Genomic DNA, 20,658 nt, shown 5'->3' with positions numbered 1-20,658 from the left:
AATTAAAATTTTCTTTTTGGTAGTGTTTTAAATGTTTTGTAAACCAGATGACTATCAGAATTAAGAATAACCCATGCTGTAACTAGCATTATTTTTAAGTCAACAAGAAAGCTATGATGAGACAGATACCAAATTTCTAAATCGCCTTTGAAAGGATATATTTTGTTAGCGTAAAAATCCCAAATATCTTCTCCTCTAGTTTTCGCATCTGTTATTAATTCTTCTTCATCTCTAAAAACTATAGAACCAATGCCTGTAAGACCAGGTTTAACATTGTATATTTCTTTTTGAATCTGTATAGAATAAGTTTTAAAGCTCACATCCATTAAAGGGCGTGGTCCAACAAAGCTCATGTCTCCTAGGAAAATATTAAATAGCTGTGGTAATTCATTGATCTTACTTTTTCGTAAAAATCCGCCCATTGGCGTAATTCTAGGGTCTTTTTTTGTTGTAAGAACTCCTCCAGTCATATTTGGACTGTTTTTCAACATCGTTGCAAATTTGAGAATAGCGAAATTTTTATTTTTAAAACCAACTCGCTCCTGTTTATAAAAAATATAACCTTCTCCAGTTAGTCTTAAACCAATAATTATCGGTATTAATAAGGGAGAAAAAATAACTATTAAAAGGGATGAAAGGGCAATGTCGCACGAACGTTTGAATATTAAATACATACTTCTACATTTTTTGGTCTAAACTCTTACCTGTTTCAATATGCTCAAAATCAGGTAGGTATTTTTTTAAGTTTTGTACTATAGTTTGTTTGTCATAATTGCCTGAATTCATAAGTTGCTGCAAATCATTTAAACACATTTCAATTTCTTCGACAGGAAGTTTTCGAGCATTTTTTATCACTCCCAAACTTTCAAATTGAAGTAAATTAACTTCATCAGCATCGGTGAAAAATTCTTCATATAGTTTTTCTCCTGATGTATCTGAACTAAAGAAATACACTGGATAAGGATCGGATTCTGTTAATGATAGCGACTTTTCTCGCGCTTCTTGATCAGAATTACATAGTTTTATTTCACGATTGGATGCTTTGAAAAAATCCTGGGTTATAGTTTTGAAATACACTTGTTCTTCTTCTTCTAATTTTGGAAAAAAGATTTCTCCACTTTGACCTAACATACATGCAAGCATACAGATTTGACCGCTTTCTTCGGGTGATACAAAAAATCGTTTGATGTCGGCAGGGCAGGAGATAGGTTGTTTTTTAAACAAACGTTCTATGTAACCGGCCAATAAGGAACCGTTTGAAAAGGCGACATTTGCAAAACGAGCAGTTGTAATTTGTATCTCTGAACTGTAAGCCATAATTACTTCTTCCATTAATTTTTTTGAAGCCCCCATAACATTTACAGGATTGGCAGCCTTGTCAGTAGACACACAGAAAAAATGTTCTGGTTTATGTTTTAGTAATAAATCTAAAAAGGCTTTTGCTTTAAAAACATTATTTTCAATCATTGCTTCAATCGAAAATTGATCTTTTTCACTACGCACATGTTTGTGTGCTGCAAAATTTGCAACAATGTGAAATGGACTGTGTGTTAGAAACATTTTTTCGAAAACGGGATCACCAAAACTCATCGGATAGGTAATATATTCTTCAGGAACAAACTGATTTGAAGCACTTCTTAAATCCCGTGTTAATTCCGTTAATCCATTTTCATTAGTGTCTACAACAACTAATTTTGCTGGTTTGAAAGCCAAAACCGCTTTAATGTAGGAAGAACCAATTGTACCAGCACCTCCAATAACAAGGACATTTTTTCCTTTAATTTTTTCAGTTAATTGCTGGCTATATTTTTCAATATCTGGAGCGAATAAGCTTGTTGTTCTTTTGGTAATGTATTCTTTAATAAATTCTGGAATGTCTATGATGTTCATTTTTATAAAATTTAGAGTGTTGCATAAAATGCTTTAATCGTTTTTACTACCGTTTCCATTTCTGTTGGTGTGATTCCTGCAGAGCTAGGAATACTGATAGAAGTTTGATAAACTTGATTAGAATGGTCATCTATAGAAACGTAAATGTCTTCCTTGAACATTTCTAATTGATTCATCGGTACCCAAAAAGGACGCGATTGCACTCCGTTGTCGTTGAGGTAGGCTAAAAGTTCCCTCATGTGTTTCGTTTTAAAAGTAAATAACCAGCAATTGGCTTCCACTTCAGGAGAAACATATTGAAATTCTATATCACCAACTGCCGAAAGCTGAGAACGGTAATAGCTGTCCATCCTCTTTTTATTGTCTAGAAGTGTTGGGAATTCTTCCATTTGGGCAACACCAATTGCTGCTAAAACATTTACTAATCTATAATTATAGCCTATTTCGTCATGAAGGTATTCCATCGCACTAGCTTTTGCTTGCGTTGTTAAATGTTTTGCTTTTTTTGCAAGTTCTTCATCGTCTGTAACAATTACACCACCACCACCAGTAGAGATAATTTTGTTACCGTTGAAACTAAAAACGCCATATTTTCCAAAACTTCCAGCATGTTTTCCTTGGAATAATGTTCCAAGAGCCTCTGTGCTGTCTTCAATGATGTCAAGGTGAAAAGTAGTGGCAATTTCTTGTAAACGATTCATATCACCAATGTTTCCTAGAACGTGAACAGGCATAATTGCTTTAATACGTTTGTTAGTAGATTTATGAAATGAATACGATATACCCTCTACTTCTTTTTCAATTGTATTGTCCCTTAAATAAGCATCTAAAAGATCCAAATCCATTTGCCAACTTTTGGGATCTACATCAATTAAGATAGGTGTCGCTCCAGTGTATTTGATTGCATTTAATGTGGCAATAAAAGTGATGTTGGGCGCAATAACATGGTCGTCAGTTGTTACACCAGAAAGAATTTGAGCGATGTGTAAGCCAACGGTTCCATTCATACAAGCTATTCCGTATTTAGCTCCAGCATAATCTGCTACTTGTTGTTCAAATAGATTGACGTAGGAACCAGCAGAGGAAATCCAGCCGGTATCTAGGCAATCTTTTACGTATTTCCACTCGTTTCCGTTTAGGAAAGGCACTGATAATGGGATCATAAATTGTGAATTGAAAATTGTGAATTGAAAGTGTACTTTGTTTTTTGTACTAAAACTAGTTAGTAGGATATAGTGTCTTAGGTTTTTTAAACCATTTATAATACAACTGTTTGACCACCGTAGTTTGATAACTGTTCAATAAATCGATAGAGGCAAAAGATGGAAATGTTATACCACAGTGTCTAGAGCCATCCTCTTTATATAAATAGTCAGTAGGTGCGGGTATTACTTTAATACCTTGATCAGAAAATATTTCAACAGCTCTAGGCATATGTAAGGCACTTGTAACTAGAATTAGGTTTTTATTGGTGCCAAATTTGTACTTGAAGGCTATGGCTTCCTCCAAAGTGGAGGTGGGCGTTTCTAACATTAAGATGTTTTGTCTTTTTACCCCAAGTGAAACTGCTGCTTCTTTACTTATCTCTGCCTGACTGATTCGTACCCCTTTCATAGCTGCCGAGGTAACCAAAATGACATGAGGCAAATTATTGTATATTCTTATTCCTTCTACCAAGCGAGCAAGTGTAGTGGAGCTCAAATTCATAGAGGGTGGTAATCTATTGTCTGCAGACGCACCTGCACCTAGCACGTATACATAATAGGACTTGGTAGTGTCCAGTTTATGCAAAGCAATAGGATTATATGTTTTTTCTATAGAATTAATTAATTTTCTGGGTACATAGCTTGTAGAACAAACTAAAAGGAGTATAATTCCTATTGTACTGTAAACTGCAAACATTTTAAAGTTTTTGTTTTTTAATAGGCCCACATTGATAAGTAGTAAGTTATGATGCCAATAAATATTTGACATATTTTTTAATGGTAGTAGTTGATTATTTTGACTTTATAAATTCTTAATACCTGCAACAGTTAATGAAGTTGGCTTTATTGGTAGATTTTTTAATATTTTGTACACTAATTGAGTTCTTGGATTGACCAATGACCAAAATGTTAAAAAAAGTATTTTGAGGTCTGTTATTACAGAGCTGTTGTTATGATACCATAGTTCAAGCGCTCCTTTGTGCGGAAAAATGTAAATTTTGTAATATTTTTTAGGATCTTTTCCTTGCTGCTTATATAGTGTCACCAATAACTCTTCATCCCTAAAAACTAAAGAACCAAGTCCTGTGATTCCAGGTCTGTTTTTATAAATAACTCTTTGTACTTCTGGTGTATATTTTTCAAAACTTTTTGAAAGTAATGGCCTTGGACCTACTAGGGACATATCTCCTTTGATTACGTTTAAGATTTGCGGCAATTCATTAATTTTAGTCATTCTTAAAAACTGCCCCACCTTTGTGATTCTGGGGTCATTTCTTACCGTTAGGGTTTTATTGCCCACGTTTGCACTGTTTTTAAGCATTGTAGCAAATTTGTAAATATAAAAAGGCTTTTGGTCAAGCCCCATGCGCTCTTGCAGGTAGAAAATCTCGCCCTCGCCCGTAAATCTAAGGATAAGTATAATAATCAAAAATAGTGGAGAAATTACTATTATTCCTATTAGTGATAATAGTAAATCAAATGCTCTTTTTAAGATAAAATAGAGACTATTCGTTACCGTTTTTTTCATAAATTTTAGAATAAATCAGACTTGTTGTCAATCAAGGTAGTTTGTTTGACTTCTATTGACGTTGATGAATATTTGAAGTTAGGGAGGGTGAAAAAAAAAATTAAATGGTTTACTATTTTTAATTTCTTTTCGTTTGTGTATTTAAAAGTTTTACTGTCTAATAGTAAGCTTTTCTTTATACCTAAAGAATACCGTTTCACCGCTATTTACTTTACTGGTGATAGTCATACCTGCCATTATTTTATTATTATTTTCAATTTCAATTTCAGGGAGTAAACAACTGTTGGTGCCTAAAAAATTTAAATTTCCAATTTTTGCATATCCACCTAGTACTACTTGAGGACTTAGGAAATTACTATCACCGATCATAGTATCATGGCCTATTGTGCATCTAGAATTAATAACATTAAAAGAGCCAATTTTTGCTTTTGGCCCTACAGAAACATTGTGAGATATGATAGTACCTTCCCCAATTTCTGCAGAATTTGAAATTAGTGCGGTTGGGTGTATGATTCCTGTGAATTTTGCGTTTTTAGATCTAAATTCTTCCAAAACCTTATTTCTAATAGAAATATTTCCTATCCCAAGTAGATAATAAGCTTCAAAATCAATTAGATGATCATCTATATTTCCTATAAATTCATATTTGTAATTATAATGTAGATAATGAGTATTAATATTATCAATCATGCCCTTTATATTGAATTGCTTTATGTTAGAATGTTTATTTATATATTCGATATAATCAACAAGTTCCGAGGCATGGGAGCCACAACCAATAATAATTATGTTTTTCATCTTACTGTGTTTGTTTTTTTGAAAATAAAATTTGTCATTAGCAAAAAAAGTAGTGTTTACTTTTTATGCGAATATTTTACTTTAGAATGGAGATTGGTTTTTACTAAATAGTTTTAACTACAAATGGTCTTGGTCTTTTAACAATGACTTAAAAAATTATAGATAAAAGTTCCAATTTATTTTAGTAGCCTCAAAAGATTTTCCATGTCCTGGATAGATAACATCATGTTCTCTAGTATTCTGCTGTATTTTTATAATGCTCTTTTGTGCATCTGCTTTATTACCACTTTTTAATTTGGTAATTACAGCTGTTTCTGGAATTAAGGAATCGCCTGAAAAAATAGCTTGCTCAATTTTGAAGGTTAGGCTTCCTTCATTGTGGCCAGGAGTTTCCAATGCTGTAAGTTTAACATTGATAAATAGGTCAATAGAATCTTCTTCAGTGAGAATTTTTATATTGTTTCCCTTATAAGTAACGGGAGTATTATGATAAAAAGATAAATTCACCTTACTGTCTTGTAATGCTTCCTTTGTATATTTCGAACAAAAAATGGTACAGTCAGGGAATTGATTTACGATTTCATTGATTCCGCAAATATGATCATAATGTGCATGAGTCAAAAAAACACCTTTTATGTAGTGATTTTTTTCCAATACATCCATTACACCATCATAGTTTCCTATATCAACTAAGTAACAGGCACTTTCACTGGTGCTGCTTTTTATAATATAGGTATTGGCCTTAAAATGTTCGTTTGTTACTGCTTGGATTTTTATAAGCATTTGATGTAGTGGAGAGACTATTGCTTTCGCTTTTAAAAGGTTGATTTAATATTTTTTATCTTGCTGTATAGCCACCGTCAACTACTAAATTAGTTCCTGTGATCCATCGTGAGCCATCACTAACTAAAAAAGCACAGGCATTTGCTACATCTTCGGGTTTTCCTATTCCAAGAGGATGAGAAATTTTTATTTTGTCATACGCTTCCTCATCTTGTGAATAAACAGCATTTGCACTCATTGGCGTTTCGATTACTCCTGGTAATACGCAATTCACTCTAACTTTTTTATTGGCCAATTCCAGCGCTAATGATTTTGCTCCTGCCACAAGTGCACCCTTTGTTAAACTATAGGTGGTTTTTCCTAATTCACCAACTATTCCCATAACAGAAGAAATAAATACAATACTCATTCCTTGTGGATTGGCAAACTTTGCTTTTGTTAACAACTTGGTAATGTTTATTGCTGCAAAAACATTGGTCTCAAAAAAGGGTTGTAGTTTTTGTGGCGTAATGTTGCGTAGGGGTAAAGTAGTAGAAATTCCTGCTGCGTGAATGATGCCGTCAATTTTCAGATTTCTAATTAATTCTTCTAGACGAGTCGTAGTATTGTCATAGTCAGTAATGTCAGTTGCCAGTACCAAATAATCCATATTACTTAAAAGGAGAGCTGTTTTTTCTAACCGTTCTTGCGAACGTCCGATGAGAATTACGAATGCTCCTAAAGCATTTGCCGTAATCGCGCATTGTTGACCAATACCTGATGAAGCACCAGTAATTACGAGCTTTTTTCCCGAAAGACTAAAAGGGTTATTGTTCATTAGATTTCTACTATATTACTGATTTTACAATCTACTAAGTTGACTTGAGCGGTAGCCCAAGACATTCCTACTCCAAAACCGCATAACATTAGCTTTTTTGGACCTTGCAATTGATTTTGTAGTTGACTCACGATAGTTAGTGGAATTGATACTGATGAGGTATTCCCAAACTCAGCTATGCTTGAAGGTACTTTTTCTTCGTCTAATTTTAATTTCTTTGCCAAGTAATTGTTCATATAATCGTTGGCCTGATGAAAGATATTAAAATCAATAGATTCATTCGTATTATTGGATTGTTCCAAAACCGATTTAAAGTTTTTGGGAATTTCTTTCAAAACAAAATTAAATACATCGGCACCATTCATATAGCCGTGCTCGTCGGTTCTAATATTTCCATACTCATCCACTACTTTTTCTGTAGTTGTTTCTGCCGATGATGGATTGCGATAGCCGCCTGCGTCCATTTTTATTAAATCGGATTTTGATCCATCAGAATTTAAAGAGAAAAAACTTTTGCCGAATTTTTCATTCTGTTCGATGATCGCAGCAGCACCACCATCTCCAAAAAGAAATGCTGTTTTCCTGTCTTTTGGTGAATATACTTTAGATCGGGTTTCGCCATCCAACAATAATGCTTTTCGAAAGCCACCACTTTGCATTAATCCATAAACAATAGAAAGACCGTAAATAAAAGCAGAGCAACCTAAACTAATATCAAAAGCGGCGGTATGCTTCGCTAAACCCAAACGATGTTGTAAAATAATAGATGTTGCAGGCATGCGATAATCGGGAGTTTGCGATACAAAAACTAGCAAATCAATCTCGTCTTTGTTTATTTGTAAGTCGCTGATTAATTGTTCTGCTGCTGCAAAACATAAATCAGATGCGCACATTCCTTCTGGAGCAAATCGTCGTTCTTTAATCCCTACTTTGTCCACAATAGCTTCAACATCTTCTTCTGGAAAGAATTCGGTGTAGGCATAGTTATCAATAGTGTTTTTTGGTACTGCTGCTGCTATTCCTGAAATACCTATGTTTTTAAAAGATAGTGTTGCCATTTGATAGTAATTTAAGAGTTTATTCTTTTTTGAATTTCGGTAAAAAGATCACCTAAGGTAGTTAGGTGTTTGAATGACTCCTCTTCAATGACTGTGTCGTACACATCGTCGATTTCAGCAATCAAAGAAAGTCTTGTTAAGGAGTCCCATTCGTCATAATCTCGAAAGGTATCTTTCATTGCTATAGTTTTATCTTCTAATTCAAATACTTCTGAAATCATTTCTAAAAATTTGGTTTCCATGTTTTTATTATATTTTGTTGTTGTTAAGTAAATGTTTTACGGTGTTAGGGTAGATTATTTAAAATAAAACTTCACTTTTATTTTAGATAAAGTAGTTAAATAAGCTTAGAGATACCTTAAAACTATAATTTTCTTTATAGAAATTTTTGATAAATTATAGCCATCTCCTTAAGTGAATTGGTAATTTCAAATTTATGGGAAACAGCAAATGCCTTTTTACCCATTTTTTCTCTCAATTCTGGATTATCGTATAAATGCTTAAGATAATTAATAAATTCTTTTTTATTTTCTTGTTCAAATAAATAGCCGTTTTCCCCTGAATGTACGATTTCTTTATGGCCTCTATCTTTTGTAGCTATGATTGGTAAACCACACATCATTTCTTCGATTAAATTGAGTCCAAGACCTTCTTGTTTACTTGAGGAAATTCCTAAATCCGACATTTTAAAGAGTTCATCTACATCATTTCTAAAACCCATAAAGTGAACTATGGATTCTAATTTTTTTTCTTTTACCATAAGTTTCATCTTATCTTCCAATATACCTCTACCACAAAATAATATTTTAAGGTTCGGAAGTTCTTTTTTATGATTAGCTATCGCTTCAATTAAAAATTGATGATTCTTTCTGCTAATAAACTCAGCTGCGTAAATGGCTATAAATTCTTGTTGACTAAAGCCTTTTTCTTTTCTAAGTTTATTTTTCTCCTCCTTGCTTACTACATTAAATCTTTTTTTATCTACACCTATACCTGGAATCAAAAAATAGTTTGTTTTTTTATTTCCTTTTTTACTGATACGCTCATAATCTTCCTTATTAATTGTAATGATTGCGTCTGCATATACACTTGTAAAAATTTCTATAGGATAATAGGTCAGCCAGTTTAATAGAGAAGCTCCATTATAAAAATGGAAACCATGAGCTGTATATAATACTTTCGTTCCTTTTTTTCTAGCTTCTTTGGCAGCAAGTCTAGTTACGATGCTTGCCATTGGTGTATGACAATGAACCAAACTATATTGTTCACGGTCAATTATTTCTTTTAAAATTTTGAAGGATTTAATATGTCCGATAGAAAATGGACTTCTTACGAAGGGAACCGTCCATTTTTTGTCTGTAAACGGAACCTCCTCATCTCCATCGCAAGCTATATGGACTTCATAGCCTTGTTCTTTAAACCATTTTAAGTAGGGCAAATGGAATCGCAATAAATGTTTGGCTATGGAGGCGGTAAAAAGAACTTTTTTATTCATTACTTTATAATAGATTATAATCTTTTTTAAACTCGTTGTAAAATTGTTCTCTTTTGTTATTTAATGTTTCTGTTTTGAACGTTGCTGCTTTTAAAAAATTTTCTCTTGCCCATTTCTCTAAAGTGATTTTGTTTAGTTGTTTCAGAAATTCTACAATTTCGGAAACATTCCCCGCCTCAAATAGCGAGTTTTTATTAATTAATTCGGGCATTCCAGCGATATTAGATCCTAAAATAGGACAAGCTCTGCTCATGGCTTCAATAACTGCCCTTGGTAATCCTTCTTGTTTGCTAGGTTGTATATATAAATCTATCGTATCCAAAAAATCAAAAACTTGCTCTTGTTTTAATGGTCCTATTATTTCCACTAAATCACCTACATGACATTGCTCAATAATTTTATTCAGTCTACTTGCATCTCCTTGACCTACAATTTTATAGTGAAAGAGAATGTTTTGTTTCTTTAAAATTGCAATAGCTTGTATAACATCGGCTTGTCCTTTGTAAGGAACATCAATTGCTGCTACCGTTCCAATCGTTACTAGTTTTGGAAGAGTTGCAATTTTTAGAATCCTTTTATTGAGAATTGAAACATCAAGGTTGTTTACTATAACATCAGAGCACCCTATAGATTTTCCTTTAGTAGGATATCTACTTTGCAGAAATTTATCCGTTACATAAATGGTATGTGAAGCTTTTTGTAATATGGCTTGGTAATCTTTCATTTTTTGGCTAGCGATTAATCTACCTCGCCAATCGTAATTCCACAGAGCGTCATAGACGCAAGCTACCTTTTCTATAAGGACAGGTTTATTGATGCTGCTAGCATACTCAAATGCAATTGCTCCAATAGCGCTTGGTAAGCGTAAAATAATTACATCGTGTTCATCAATTGCTTTTTTAATAATAGCCGTTGCTTCACTTTTCTTAAAATAAGCTTTTATGGACTTGAAATTTGGAACCTCAATAAATGAAAATGCAGGATGCTTGATGATAGAGAAATTTTGCCCTTCTTTTTCACTTACTACGGAACTTCTCATCAAGAAATTCACACAATTTCCAAAGTAAGCGTAGCGCTCTATTAGCGTATCGTTATAATGTACGCCATAGAAAATGGATTTATCATCATTGGTATAAATAGGGCCATCATGAACAAATAAAACTTTTTTCATTTTTGTCATTTTTAATATTTTTTAAGAACTCTACAAACTGAATTTCACTATCGATGTTTTTCATATCAAATTCCTAATATGAATATGTTGTAGAGGTCTTATGTTACGACTCGACTTTTTATAATTTAGTTTGTAAGACTTAGGAGTTGACTAGACAATCTTGTCTATCTCTGGCAAAAAAGAAAATTAATGGAAAGAAAAGGAGACGCTTCATCTCTTGAGTATAAAATCTTTACTTTTGTATTATTAAAATAAAACAATCAAAAACCCTTATAAATTTACTGATTAAGTATTTTATTATAAGCTTCTAGTACTAGTTTATCATCAAAAAGTTCGGCCCTTTCAAGAGACTGAAGTTCATAATATACAACTAGATTTGGATCAGAAAGATATTTTATCATGTTTTCGGCAAGGCTTTGATCACTTTGATCCGCCATTAACCCGTATTGACCATTTTCAACAATTTCTCTGCAACCACTACAATTTGTCACTAAAGTAGCTTTACCTAGTATCATTGCTTCACAAAGGACGGTAGGAAGTGCTTCGGAAACAGAACTCATAATGAAAACATCCGCTTTTTTTAATAAAGGATATGGATTGCTAACAAATCCTAAAAAATCGATATTTTCTTTTAAATTATTTTCTTTTACAAGTGATTCTAAATTGTTCTTTTCTGCACCACTACCAAGAATTGATACTTTAAAATTAAAACCTTTTTCTTTAACAATTTTTGAGGCCCTGATTAATCTATCAAAACCTTTTACTGTTAATAAGCTTCCCAATGCAACAAATTCAAATATGCTGTGTTTTGAATATGTTTCTGATTCAGCCTTTATTAAAACAGATTCTGTATCAATAATATTATAAATGACTTCCATTTTAGGATATGTACCAAAAACTTCGATGAATTCTTCTTTTGCATCATTTGAAACAAAATATATTCCGTCTAATCGTCCATATCGCTCCTCTTTTAATTTTTGGACATATTTTGTGTTTTCATAGAACTTAGCAAAGTTTCGATTTGTCTTGTACGAACTATGAACCCAAGTGCACCTTTTCTTTAACCCTTTTATAAAAAAAAGTAAATCAGTAAAATTTCCATCCAAAAATGAAATTCCCAAATCATATTGACCTCGAATTTTATTTTCGGTAGTTTTTCTTAGAAGATAATTAAAACCTGTTTTCTTCTGCAACCATGCTAAAGTTCGTACCAGCATCTTGTTATGATACAAGAAAATACATTTTACTTCATTAGGAACATTTTCTAGATAGACTCCATCTTTTAGCACGACTAACAAGTCAATTTCAAACTTAGTATAATCTAATTTTTGCAATAGATTAATTAATGTTCTTTCGGCTCCGCCGCCTGTTAATGATGGGATTATGAAAATAATTTTTCTCTTTGTCGTAGTATTATCCATTGCTCATTTCATTAAGTACTTGATCAGATGATCTAAATTCGATATCTGGCCAACGTTTAATAATTTCCTTTAATAATTGCCCCAAATTTTTAAGGTTTTTGGTTCTATTTTCTTCGTGAATTGAACCGATGAAATTTAATCTGTGAATTCCAATGATAGCTGGCTTATTCCATCTAAAAGCAATGTTAATTCTTTGCAAACAATCAGAAACCCAATCTATTTTTGGTTCTAATGAGGGTTCAAAAAAGGCGTTACGAATGAGATATTGTTGTCCAAATTTATTTCTTTGCCCTAAATAGTGCTTTTTATAAAGGTAACTATGTGTATTTTTATTTAATACAGGAATTACTTGATTGGCCATTCCTTGCAAATAAAGAACGCCAAAATTTGCTAATACTTCTTCTATGGATTCATCCCATATATAACAATTTGCTATGAATGACTTTGAATCAAAACCAAAATAATTTTTGAAATGTGCTAAAGCTTCCCTGACTACAAGTTTTTTATTCTCCTTTTCTGTTAAGGAAAAATAATCAAGACCTTCCATATAATTAAATTTCAATCTGCTAGGCTGCGAACTGATACTTATCATTTGATTGTCGAATGCTTTTCTAACAAGTTTATCACCTTTTTGTAAGCTAAGCATCCACTGATCCACATTTAAATGCTCCCTCCCGTGACATTGAAACTTTAATAATCCTTCGTCTTGACCAGAATTCCAAGCAGTTTCTACTCCTTGGCAATGTGAATATTTTAGCCATGTTGTTGTAAAAGGCTCCCAAAAATAAGATTCAAAATTATGTTGTTTTATTTTCTCAAAATCAGGATTTCCCATAACTGCATTAGCTGTAATAATAGGATGATTATTATTTTTGTCTCTTACACTTTTAAGAATATCAAACAAGGCATTAAAATCATCTGTGCTTGCAAGGCTATCGTATTTTAAATAAGGGTCTGCTTCGGGTGTTAAATTCTCTTTTTTGATTTTGTCAAAAACTTTGCGAGATGGCATGCGAATACTTCCCCAATCATCACTTTCAAAGACAATAATCTTTTTATTTGACCTTGGTCCAGGAACATTTAGTAAATTTCTTCGTAAATTTTTATTTAGATTTTCAAACATTTTATTTTCTGCTTTTTGTTATCACATCTCCTAAATCCGAAGAAGTCATAAATTCAACGTTTGGCCAATGAGTTTGTATCTGAGTCAATAAAGTTGTTAAGGCTGCTAAACTGTTAGTACGATTATTTTCTACTATGCCTCCAATAAAATTTACTCGATGTGAACTAATTACTGCGGGCTTTCCCCATTTAAAAGCATTTTCAATATCATTCATACAACTGCTAACCCAATCTTTGCCTGGAGCACTTGGTTCAAAAAAACAATTGCGTGTAATATAAAGTTGTCCACTAGCGTTTTTTTGACCTAAATAATGTAGTCGCTTTTTTTGTATTCCTTGCCCTTGAGGTTCGGACTGTATTTTTGAAGTTGACATGTACTTGATACCACTTAGTGCCGCCGTCATTTCTAATTTATTATTAAATGGCCCGTTTGGAGGGACAAAGAAGTCTGCTTTATAGCCATGGATTTGCTCAAACATTTCTAAGCCTTTTTGTATAACCGTTTTTTGGTCGACTACATCAGAAGGCAGTTCCAAATCAAAAGCCGCTTGATAGTCAATATTGAATTTATTTTTATTTTCAAAACCCCAACAATTGAGTTTAAAGGCTTCCATTGTACTTGATTCTTTGGCTCTCAGTTGTCGCATCCAGACTAGTACATTCAAGTGTTCACGACCATGAAATTGTGGAACAAAAAGGTTCTGTGCTTTACCTTCTTGCCACATTTTGAAAGTATTTTCATGTCCGTACCTTTCTAATGTGGTATTAAAAGGTTCGTAAAAGTACTTTTCAAAATTAGCTTCCTTAATTTTATCAAAGTCAGGATTTGCAACAACACTCACAGCCGTAAAAACAGGATGTTTTCCGTTTATATCCTTAAATTGCGTTAGTGTTTCATAAAGTGCTTCAAAATCTGCTTCATTAGCAAGTGTATCGTACTTAGTGTATCGTTGACGTTCTTGATCGCCCATGGAAACATATTTAGTTTCGAGTGTTTCTCTAACAAAATTAGAGGGCATCCGGATGCTTCCCCAATCATCAGATTCGATGATTACAATTTTTCTATTGGTTCGCCAACCAGGGATATTAGAAAGGTTTTTTAGTATGGATTTTAGCATTATTATTGATTACTATTTTAAACTATTAAAAACTTGTTCCCATTTTTTATACGTTTCCTCATAAGAAAATCTATTTACATTTTCATATCCGTTCAGTGCCATTTGTGATAGTTTTTCAGGATTATTAATCAGTGCAGTTGTAGTTTGAACGTATTCATTGCTATTGAATGGAGGCACAAGCATTCCGTTTTCATTATGAGTAACAATGTCTTGAGCAGCAGCATAGGAATTAAATAAAACAGGGACACAGCCATAACTTTGAGCCTCTACCAATACATTTCCAAAACCTTCAAAAGCTGAGGTCATATGGAATATTTTAGCTTTCTTATAGTATTCATTGGGATTATCTTTGCCAAAGAAAGTAACTCTGTTTAAATTATTCTCTTTACAATACTTCTCCATAAATAGCTGATCTTCACCTTCACCAACTACCCAGAATTTCCAATCAGGTAATGTTTGATGTAGTTTTTTCCAAATTTTGAGTAGTAAGTCCACCCTCTTTTGTAAAATATTAAGCCTACCCACAAATAAGATTATATTTTCTTTTTCTAACGACATTATATTAATTTTAGGTCGATTGAAAGGATTACCTATGCCATGGATTTTATGGCTGTATTTTTTTAATGCAGGTGCTAGGAAATAGAGTTCAGGTTTAAATCGTTCCGATAACATCACAAACGCATTTGTATTTTTAATGATATAATTTAAATCGTATCGTTGCTTAAAGATGTGGTACTGTAATAGTGTTTTCTGGACTACAATATTATTTAAAAACCCCAAATGGTGTCTCTTTAAAAAAGAGCCTATAAATTGTTGATAGTTGTCATGAAAATTTAACGGGTTAATATGTAGATTATTTATTATTGATGTCTCCGCACCCTTATTCTTCAATAATAATTTTGTAAATTTTCGACAATAGCCTTCTTGATTTATTACGACTTGTATATTTTTATCAAAAAGTATTTTTTTTAATTCAGTCTGATTTTTAATGGTTAAAACTGGAATAGTATTGTTCGAATAGTCCACATTTTTAGTAGAATAGCTTAAGATGCAAACGTTATGCCCCATACTGGCAAAAATTTCAGAAATATTGTTAGTAATTCGCTGTACCCCTCCTGCTTCTGGATCAAAAACATGTATTATTATAATTGCTATATTCATCTGTAATATTTTTAATCAATTAATAAACCAATTACACCTCTTATTGAATAATCACCATCGCCTAAAAACCAAGATACTTGAGGAAATAATAAGATAAAGAAACTTATATTGTATAAAATATCAGATAGTTGAAACAAAAACATGGGAATAGATGAAATCAAAAAAATTAATAGTACCGTATTTAATCTCTTTATTGACTTTACTTTTAAATTATACTTTATCAAAGTAAGCTGCAAATGTATAGCTGCAGCCAAAATAAACGTAGCTGCAATCATTTTTGTTCTACCTTGGAGTGAGGGCGAAAAAGCTACTAAATTGGAAAATGTATATACCCCTATGCCAATTGCAACTAGAAAATTTAAATTATGATCACTCTCTTTTTTAAAGTAAAAAAAGATTAAAATTATTGATAAACCGACAATACTATAATTCAAATAATTTGTTTCCCCAGAGGACTTGTAAAAATTTAAATTTTCAGATTCTTTTTTTGCATTTATGCTTTTTTTCTCAAATCGTTTAGCATCCTCATCAGAATCTACAGCATACGTATTTTGTTTTTTTTCTATTAAATTTGATTGTGGTATATAAGCTTTAACAAATGAAAAACCTACTGTCGAAAAGAAAGATACAATATAGAGAGCTACCAGAATTTTTTTATTTTTTTGTAAGATATAGGCGGCTGCAGCTGGAATTAAAATTAAGGCGTAAGAAAAATGAACTAGTACTGAAAATAAAATCACTAATAAATACTTTCTTTTTTTTGTCGTCGTCCAGCTGTAAGTACCATAAAACATCACCCACATTCCAGTCCACATCCTAATTGAATTTAGTGCACCAATACTTCTAATTAGAAGTAACAATATGACAAAACCAACTAGAATGTAGCTCTTCTTGAAATCTAAATTATTTTTTAAAATAAGTAATACCGATTTTGTGAAAAAATAACCCAATACTAGACCTGCAAATACATGAATTAACTCTGGTGTTTGTAATAGCGAGGTTGAAATAAAGGAAATACAATGTAAATATATATCTGTAGAACCTTCCGTAGAATTAAACGTTAGTATTTCATATGATTTATTAAAAAACTCTACTAAAGACATGTCTAAGTAGTACTCTTTTGCGTTCATTAAGTGCGAATGCCCATCAGTTCCTTTGATATAAACAAATGCACTCCCTACCAACCCAAAAAATAAGGTTCCAAAAAAGGTTATGTCTTTTTCGTTTTTCAATTTTAATAACTTAAATAAACCCAAAATGGGAGAAAAAAGAAAAAGTAGTAATAGATATCCTTTTTGTATTTTATCCATTAATTTTGTTATTATGTGCAATTTTCATCTCGCTACAGTTTGTTAGGTAAGTTCGCTAATAGTTTTTCACGAATTTCAAAAAAATCAATTGACATTTGAAAACGTCTTTCAAGGAGATCTGCAGCGGGTGTATCTTTTGGTTTAGTACTTTTGGTTGTAGGGATAGGTATTCCTAAAATTCCAGCACTGTGTGGTGCAATACAATATTGTTTCGTGTTTTGGGCAAGAGCTGCAGCCCAAAACCAAATATCAGAACCTCTTCCTGGTACGATTTTTTTTATTGCATCAGCGTCTTTTACTTTGGGTGATAGTGAATTATTAGGATAATAAATACCTCCCCAACCTATCAAAAATACTTGATTGGTATTAGTGTTTATATTTGTAGAAACAGTATCTCTAAACATCATATTCAACTCATTATTCTTTTTTATTAATGTCTTGCCGACATGGCCAACTATATTTCCTTTTTTTGCATAAGTATTAGTTACTAAGTTTTCTATCAAATTTGATCCATAAATAATGTCATCATCAAGAGTTATAGCTCCTAAATCTGGATATTTTATCAATACCGGAACTAGTTTTTTTACTGCATAAGTATTGTTTCTAACCCAAATAATTTCTAGACCTCTTTTAACTAACTTATTTAAATAGTTAGGTAGTGTCAAATCAGGCCATTCTTCTTCAGATAAGACCAAAATCCATTTTTTGGGAACGGTCTTCTGTTTGTTTAATGCTTCATAAACAGCAGGCAATAAGTGGCTTCGCTTTGGATAACTAGCGATAGAGACCACAAAAGTAGCTTGTGGATTCATACGGAATTTACGCTGCTTTATTTTGGATAAAAAATCAAACCTTTTGTAGATGAGATAATTTCTTACTGTGACGAGATTTTGTTTGATAGGTACTATCACTGTTTTTTTTTAATATTTAGAATAAAATTTATTTTCTAACTCATTATTTCCTGTAGTTATCATTTCGGCTAATAATGCTTCTTGATTGGTTATGTCTAGTAAGTCTTCGAAATAATTTTTACATTTAAAACTGTAATTATCTAGGAAGACATTAGATAGATAGTTTGAATACTGAGTTGTATAGCCATTACTTTTATTATTAGGGTCACAATAAAGTACTTTGTTTTTGAAAAATATTGCATCTAAAAGCGAGCTAGAATGGTCAGCAATAATAAAATCGTAATCATTACTTTGTAAAATGGGATATAATTCCCCCGTTATTTTACTAACACCTTCTATGTTTGGATATTTTAAAGTGCCATTTCTATCTTTCTCTACTCCTTGTTTTCCATGTTCTTTTACAAATACTTCATACTTTAACTCTTGAAGTTTTTTTATTAAAACATTGATATATATTATGTTTTTAGCGTCAAGTGCTGTAGGAAGTATCAATATTTTGTTAGTACTTGTACATTTATAACTATAGTTATGTCTATTATAAGTGTTGTAAATTGTATTACCAAAATTAAAAATTTTCACCTTTTTTAAGGAATTGAACTCACTAAATAGAGTTGTAAAATAGGGTCCCCAAGTACAAAAAACATCACATTTGGTATATTTATGAGGTACATCTGTAACAGCTCCACCACAATAGACACCATGTTGTATTACCATGAATTTACTTTTACTGTTGTTAGCGGTCCAAATTTTATATAAACTTTCTCTTTTTGTTAACCAGTTCATGCTTATAATATACTTTGGCTGTATAAAGGATAAAATAAAATACATTATTTTATGCTTTTTTTTATCGGCTGTTTTGAATGGGATTATCTTCCAAATGTTGCCAATATTAAAAAAACAATATTTTTTTTTGTTATTGTGATTAGAGACTAAAGGTTCAATTTGTCGGTGATTATCATAAAGAATAATTTCTTTACCTGTAATAAATTTAATTATAGAATTGATCAATTGAGAATTTTTTTTAATAATTTAGTCTTAATTTCTACAACTCTTGTAGTGCGATCATTTTCTTAAATGGGGGAGAAGTGGCTATCAAGTCTTCATAAGATCCCACTTGTTGAATTGTACCTTTATTCATCACTACAATTCTATCGGCGTTCCGGATTGTTGATAAACGATGGGCTACCATAAAAATAGTATATTGTCCTTTAAGAGAGTCCACACTTTGCTGAATCTCCTTTTCTGTTTCACTATCTAGTGCAGAAGTAGCCTCATCCATAATCAGAATATCAATGTTTTTATATAATTCTCTTGCTATAGAAATTCGTTGTTTTTGCCCTCCACTTAGATTTACACCATCATTCCCTAAAATGGTTTCTGAACCCAATGCTTGTTCTTCGACAAAATTGGCAATTGCTGCCTTTTGTAGCGCTTCTTTAAAACGATTATTATTTATAGTATTTGGTTCTGACCAAAGAGTAACATTATTAAAAATGGTGTCACTAAAGATAACGGGGTCTTGTGTAATATATCCAATTTTTGTTTGATAAGTTTTTATATCTATAGCATTGCGATCTATACCATCTATATACACATTTCCTTTGTCTGCAGGAATAAGACCAGCTAAAATATTTACTACTGTTGTTTTACCACTACCACTTTCTCCGACAAAAGCTACCGTTTCGTTTTTATCGATTTTTAAATTAATTTTTTTGAGAATATCAACTTTGCCATAAGCCAAGAAAACATTTTTTAATTCTATCGAACTCTTTACGGTCTCGATGATTTCTTTGCCATTTTGTTCTTTTTCTAAATTTATTTCTTTTTGGAACTCCATTAAATTATCCAATGAACCCGAAAGTTCTAAAAAACGATTATAGGAGTTTTGCAAATTCATTAAGGAAGATAAAGCCCTGTAAAAAAACAATAAACTGATTAATATTGGTCCTAAACTAGCATTTAGTAGCCGAGTCTGAATTAAAATTACAATTGCAACAACCATAATTAAAATAGGTTCACGAGCAGACTCTAAAATTGCACCTAATTTTCCAATTCTAAAACGACTCTGCTCGATAGCATCAATGCTTTTACGAAGTCGATTTGCATAAAAATCTAAAATAGCAGTAGCTTTTAAATACTTAAAATTGCTTACATATTGGATTATTTGCCCTTGGTATATATGAGAATCTGTAGAAAAATTTTTAGAGGCACCTTTCGTTTTCTTGTAAATAGACTTGTATAAAAAATTAGACAAACCACCGCCAATGGTGACAAGAAGTGCAAACCGGATGTCTACAAAAAAAGCAAAACTAACATAAACCAATACCATAATTGACTGTTGCAAGGTATTAGCATAGTTGTAAAAAGCGGCAGAAGCTCTTTCAATTTCTACAGACATAGTGTTTTGTATTCGACCAACATCTGAGGTAACAAAATATTTGAATTTAATTTTATTGAAGGAGGAAAGTAAATTATTTCGTAATTTGTCGATGAAAAACCTACGTAAAATCGCATTATAGACGCCAGCAAAAAATTTAATAATACCCTTAAATATAAAGAAAAAGACCATTATAATTAATACTGTAGTTAGGTTTAAAGAAAGTCCAATACCTTCCATCCCATCAATTAAAAAGCTAAGATTGCCTAAAGAGGATCCATTTGCTTGTTTGGTATCATTCACCATCTCCAATAATGGCATGAACATCGCTAGTCCAAAACCATCTAGGATACCAACTAATACACCTAATGCTATCATCACAAACAAGCGATAATGCAGATGTTTATAAAAATAAGCTAAGTTTTCAAAATACTTCGTGAGAAGTTGTTTTATCAAGTTCATTATTAGGTTATCGTTTAAAACTTTTTAAAAT

At 32.0% G+C, this 20,658-nt stretch carries 20 protein-coding genes; all 20 read right to left on the bottom strand.

What is annotated here, in order from left to right:
* Positions 1–2: 2 nt before the first annotated feature.
* The gene (locus QO182_RS13000; protein ID WP_371542441.1) at positions 3–674 is read right to left on the bottom strand and encodes a sugar transferase; all 672 of its coding nucleotides are present in this window, start codon (positions 672–674) and stop codon (positions 3–5) included.
* A 4-nt stretch (positions 675–678) separates the two neighbouring features.
* On the bottom strand, positions 679–1,884 hold the full coding sequence (locus QO182_RS12995; protein WP_371562073.1) for a polysaccharide biosynthesis protein: 1,206 nt from the start codon (positions 1,882–1,884) through the stop codon (positions 679–681).
* 17 nt (positions 1,885–1,901) lie between these two features.
* Complete coding sequence (locus QO182_RS12990) at positions 1,902–3,053, bottom strand: LegC family aminotransferase (RefSeq protein ID WP_371562061.1); 1,152 nt, start codon at positions 3,051–3,053, stop codon at positions 1,902–1,904.
* Positions 3,054–3,108: 55 nt separating this feature from the next.
* The gene (locus QO182_RS12985) at positions 3,109–3,864 is read right to left on the bottom strand and encodes an ElyC/SanA/YdcF family protein (RefSeq protein ID WP_371542437.1); all 756 of its coding nucleotides are present in this window, start codon (positions 3,862–3,864) and stop codon (positions 3,109–3,111) included.
* A 33-nt stretch (positions 3,865–3,897) separates the two neighbouring features.
* A complete protein-coding gene (locus tag QO182_RS12980; RefSeq protein WP_371542434.1) occupies positions 3,898–4,623 on the bottom strand; it encodes a sugar transferase in 726 nt (241 codons plus the stop codon).
* Between the two features lie 150 nt (positions 4,624–4,773).
* On the bottom strand, positions 4,774–5,421 hold the full coding sequence (locus QO182_RS12975) for an acetyltransferase (protein ID WP_371542431.1): 648 nt from the start codon (positions 5,419–5,421) through the stop codon (positions 4,774–4,776).
* A gap of 156 nt (positions 5,422–5,577) precedes the next feature.
* Positions 5,578–6,204 carry an MBL fold metallo-hydrolase gene (locus QO182_RS12970; protein WP_371542429.1) on the bottom strand — a complete coding sequence of 209 codons (627 nt, stop codon included), beginning with the start codon at positions 6,202–6,204 and terminating at the stop codon, positions 5,578–5,580.
* Positions 6,205–6,259: 55 nt separating this feature from the next.
* Positions 6,260–7,021: an SDR family NAD(P)-dependent oxidoreductase gene (locus QO182_RS12965; RefSeq protein ID WP_371542426.1), complete on the bottom strand. Its 762-nt coding sequence runs from the start codon at positions 7,019–7,021 to the stop codon at positions 6,260–6,262.
* Positions 7,021–8,079 (bottom strand): 3-oxoacyl-ACP synthase III family protein, encoded by a 1,059-nt coding sequence (locus QO182_RS12960; RefSeq protein WP_371562059.1) that lies wholly within the window; start codon positions 8,077–8,079, stop codon positions 7,021–7,023. Before QO182_RS12960 ends, QO182_RS12965 begins: the two co-directional genes overlap by 1 nt.
* 11 nt (positions 8,080–8,090) lie before the next feature.
* Positions 8,091–8,321, bottom strand: a complete 231-nt coding sequence (locus tag QO182_RS12955) for an acyl carrier protein (RefSeq protein ID WP_371542420.1) — start codon at positions 8,319–8,321, stop codon at positions 8,091–8,093.
* Positions 8,322–8,455: 134 nt separating this feature from the next.
* The gene (locus tag QO182_RS12950) at positions 8,456–9,574 is read right to left on the bottom strand and encodes a glycosyltransferase family 4 protein (RefSeq protein WP_371542417.1); all 1,119 of its coding nucleotides are present in this window, start codon (positions 9,572–9,574) and stop codon (positions 8,456–8,458) included.
* Positions 9,575–9,578: 4 nt separating this feature from the next.
* Positions 9,579–10,745, bottom strand: coding sequence for a glycosyltransferase family 4 protein (locus tag QO182_RS12945; RefSeq protein ID WP_371542415.1), 1,167 nt, complete (start codon positions 10,743–10,745; stop codon positions 9,579–9,581).
* 278 nt (positions 10,746–11,023) lie between these two features.
* On the bottom strand, positions 11,024–12,166 hold the full coding sequence (locus QO182_RS12940; protein WP_371562057.1) for a glycosyltransferase: 1,143 nt from the start codon (positions 12,164–12,166) through the stop codon (positions 11,024–11,026).
* Positions 12,159–13,289: a polysaccharide (de)acetylase gene (locus QO182_RS12935; protein ID WP_371542411.1), complete on the bottom strand. Its 1,131-nt coding sequence runs from the start codon at positions 13,287–13,289 to the stop codon at positions 12,159–12,161. The genes QO182_RS12940 and QO182_RS12935 overlap by 8 nt, the downstream gene beginning before the upstream one ends.
* Position 13,290: 1 nt before the next feature.
* Positions 13,291–14,406, bottom strand: coding sequence for a polysaccharide (de)acetylase (locus QO182_RS12930; RefSeq protein WP_371562055.1), 1,116 nt, complete (start codon positions 14,404–14,406; stop codon positions 13,291–13,293).
* Positions 14,407–14,418: 12 nt separating this feature from the next.
* Complete coding sequence (locus QO182_RS12925) at positions 14,419–15,567, bottom strand: glycosyltransferase (RefSeq protein ID WP_371562053.1); 1,149 nt, start codon at positions 15,565–15,567, stop codon at positions 14,419–14,421.
* 11 nt (positions 15,568–15,578) lie between these two features.
* Positions 15,579–16,877 (bottom strand): hypothetical protein, encoded by a 1,299-nt coding sequence (locus QO182_RS12920; RefSeq protein ID WP_371562051.1) that lies wholly within the window; start codon positions 16,875–16,877, stop codon positions 15,579–15,581.
* Positions 16,878–16,909: 32 nt separating this feature from the next.
* Positions 16,910–17,689, bottom strand: coding sequence for a glycosyltransferase (locus QO182_RS12915; protein WP_371542401.1), 780 nt, complete (start codon positions 17,687–17,689; stop codon positions 16,910–16,912).
* Between the two features lie 108 nt (positions 17,690–17,797).
* Positions 17,798–18,571, bottom strand: coding sequence for a hypothetical protein (locus QO182_RS12910; protein WP_371542400.1), 774 nt, complete (start codon positions 18,569–18,571; stop codon positions 17,798–17,800).
* Between the two features lie 259 nt (positions 18,572–18,830).
* A complete protein-coding gene (locus tag QO182_RS12905; RefSeq protein ID WP_371542398.1) occupies positions 18,831–20,627 on the bottom strand; it encodes an ABC transporter ATP-binding protein in 1,797 nt (598 codons plus the stop codon).
* Positions 20,628–20,658 lie beyond the last annotated feature (31 nt).

Origin of the sequence: Flavobacterium sp. Arc2, from assembly GCF_041431385.1 — a bacterium.
Classification (GTDB): domain Bacteria; phylum Bacteroidota; class Bacteroidia; order Flavobacteriales; family Flavobacteriaceae; genus Flavobacterium.
Note: the sequence above shows the minus strand (reverse complement) of the source record. Positions and strands in the feature narration are given on the sequence as shown.

Coding starts and splice junctions, on each gene's coding strand:
- QO182_RS13000 (WP_371542441.1), bottom strand. CDS start 674: ATGTATTTAATATTCAAACGTTCGTGCGACATTGCCCTTTCATCCCTT.
- QO182_RS12990 (WP_371562061.1), bottom strand. CDS start 3,053: ATGATCCCATTATCAGTGCCTTTCCTAAACGGAAACGAGTGGAAATAC.
- QO182_RS12985 (WP_371542437.1), bottom strand. CDS start 3,864: ATGTCAAATATTTATTGGCATCATAACTTACTACTTATCAATGTGGGC.
- QO182_RS12980 (WP_371542434.1), bottom strand. CDS start 4,623: ATGAAAAAAACGGTAACGAATAGTCTCTATTTTATCTTAAAAAGAGCA.
- QO182_RS12975 (WP_371542431.1), bottom strand. CDS start 5,421: ATGAAAAACATAATTATTATTGGTTGTGGCTCCCATGCCTCGGAACTT.
- QO182_RS12970 (WP_371542429.1), bottom strand. CDS start 6,204: ATGCTTATAAAAATCCAAGCAGTAACAAACGAACATTTTAAGGCCAAT.
- QO182_RS12965 (WP_371542426.1), bottom strand. CDS start 7,021: ATGAACAATAACCCTTTTAGTCTTTCGGGAAAAAAGCTCGTAATTACT.
- QO182_RS12960 (WP_371562059.1), bottom strand. CDS start 8,079: ATGGCAACACTATCTTTTAAAAACATAGGTATTTCAGGAATAGCAGCA.
- QO182_RS12955 (WP_371542420.1), bottom strand. CDS start 8,321: ATGGAAACCAAATTTTTAGAAATGATTTCAGAAGTATTTGAATTAGAA.
- QO182_RS12950 (WP_371542417.1), bottom strand. CDS start 9,574: ATGAATAAAAAAGTTCTTTTTACCGCCTCCATAGCCAAACATTTATTG.
- QO182_RS12945 (WP_371542415.1), bottom strand. CDS start 10,745: ATGAAAAAAGTTTTATTTGTTCATGATGGCCCTATTTATACCAATGAT.
- QO182_RS12940 (WP_371562057.1), bottom strand. CDS start 12,166: ATGGATAATACTACGACAAAGAGAAAAATTATTTTCATAATCCCATCA.
- QO182_RS12935 (WP_371542411.1), bottom strand. CDS start 13,289: ATGTTTGAAAATCTAAATAAAAATTTACGAAGAAATTTACTAAATGTT.
- QO182_RS12930 (WP_371562055.1), bottom strand. CDS start 14,406: ATGCTAAAATCCATACTAAAAAACCTTTCTAATATCCCTGGTTGGCGA.
- QO182_RS12925 (WP_371562053.1), bottom strand. CDS start 15,567: ATGAATATAGCAATTATAATAATACATGTTTTTGATCCAGAAGCAGGA.
- QO182_RS12920 (WP_371562051.1), bottom strand. CDS start 16,877: ATGGATAAAATACAAAAAGGATATCTATTACTACTTTTTCTTTTTTCT.
- QO182_RS12915 (WP_371542401.1), bottom strand. CDS start 17,689: ATGAATCCACAAGCTACTTTTGTGGTCTCTATCGCTAGTTATCCAAAG.
- QO182_RS12910 (WP_371542400.1), bottom strand. CDS start 18,571: ATGAACTGGTTAACAAAAAGAGAAAGTTTATATAAAATTTGGACCGCT.
- QO182_RS12905 (WP_371542398.1), bottom strand. CDS start 20,627: ATGAACTTGATAAAACAACTTCTCACGAAGTATTTTGAAAACTTAGCT.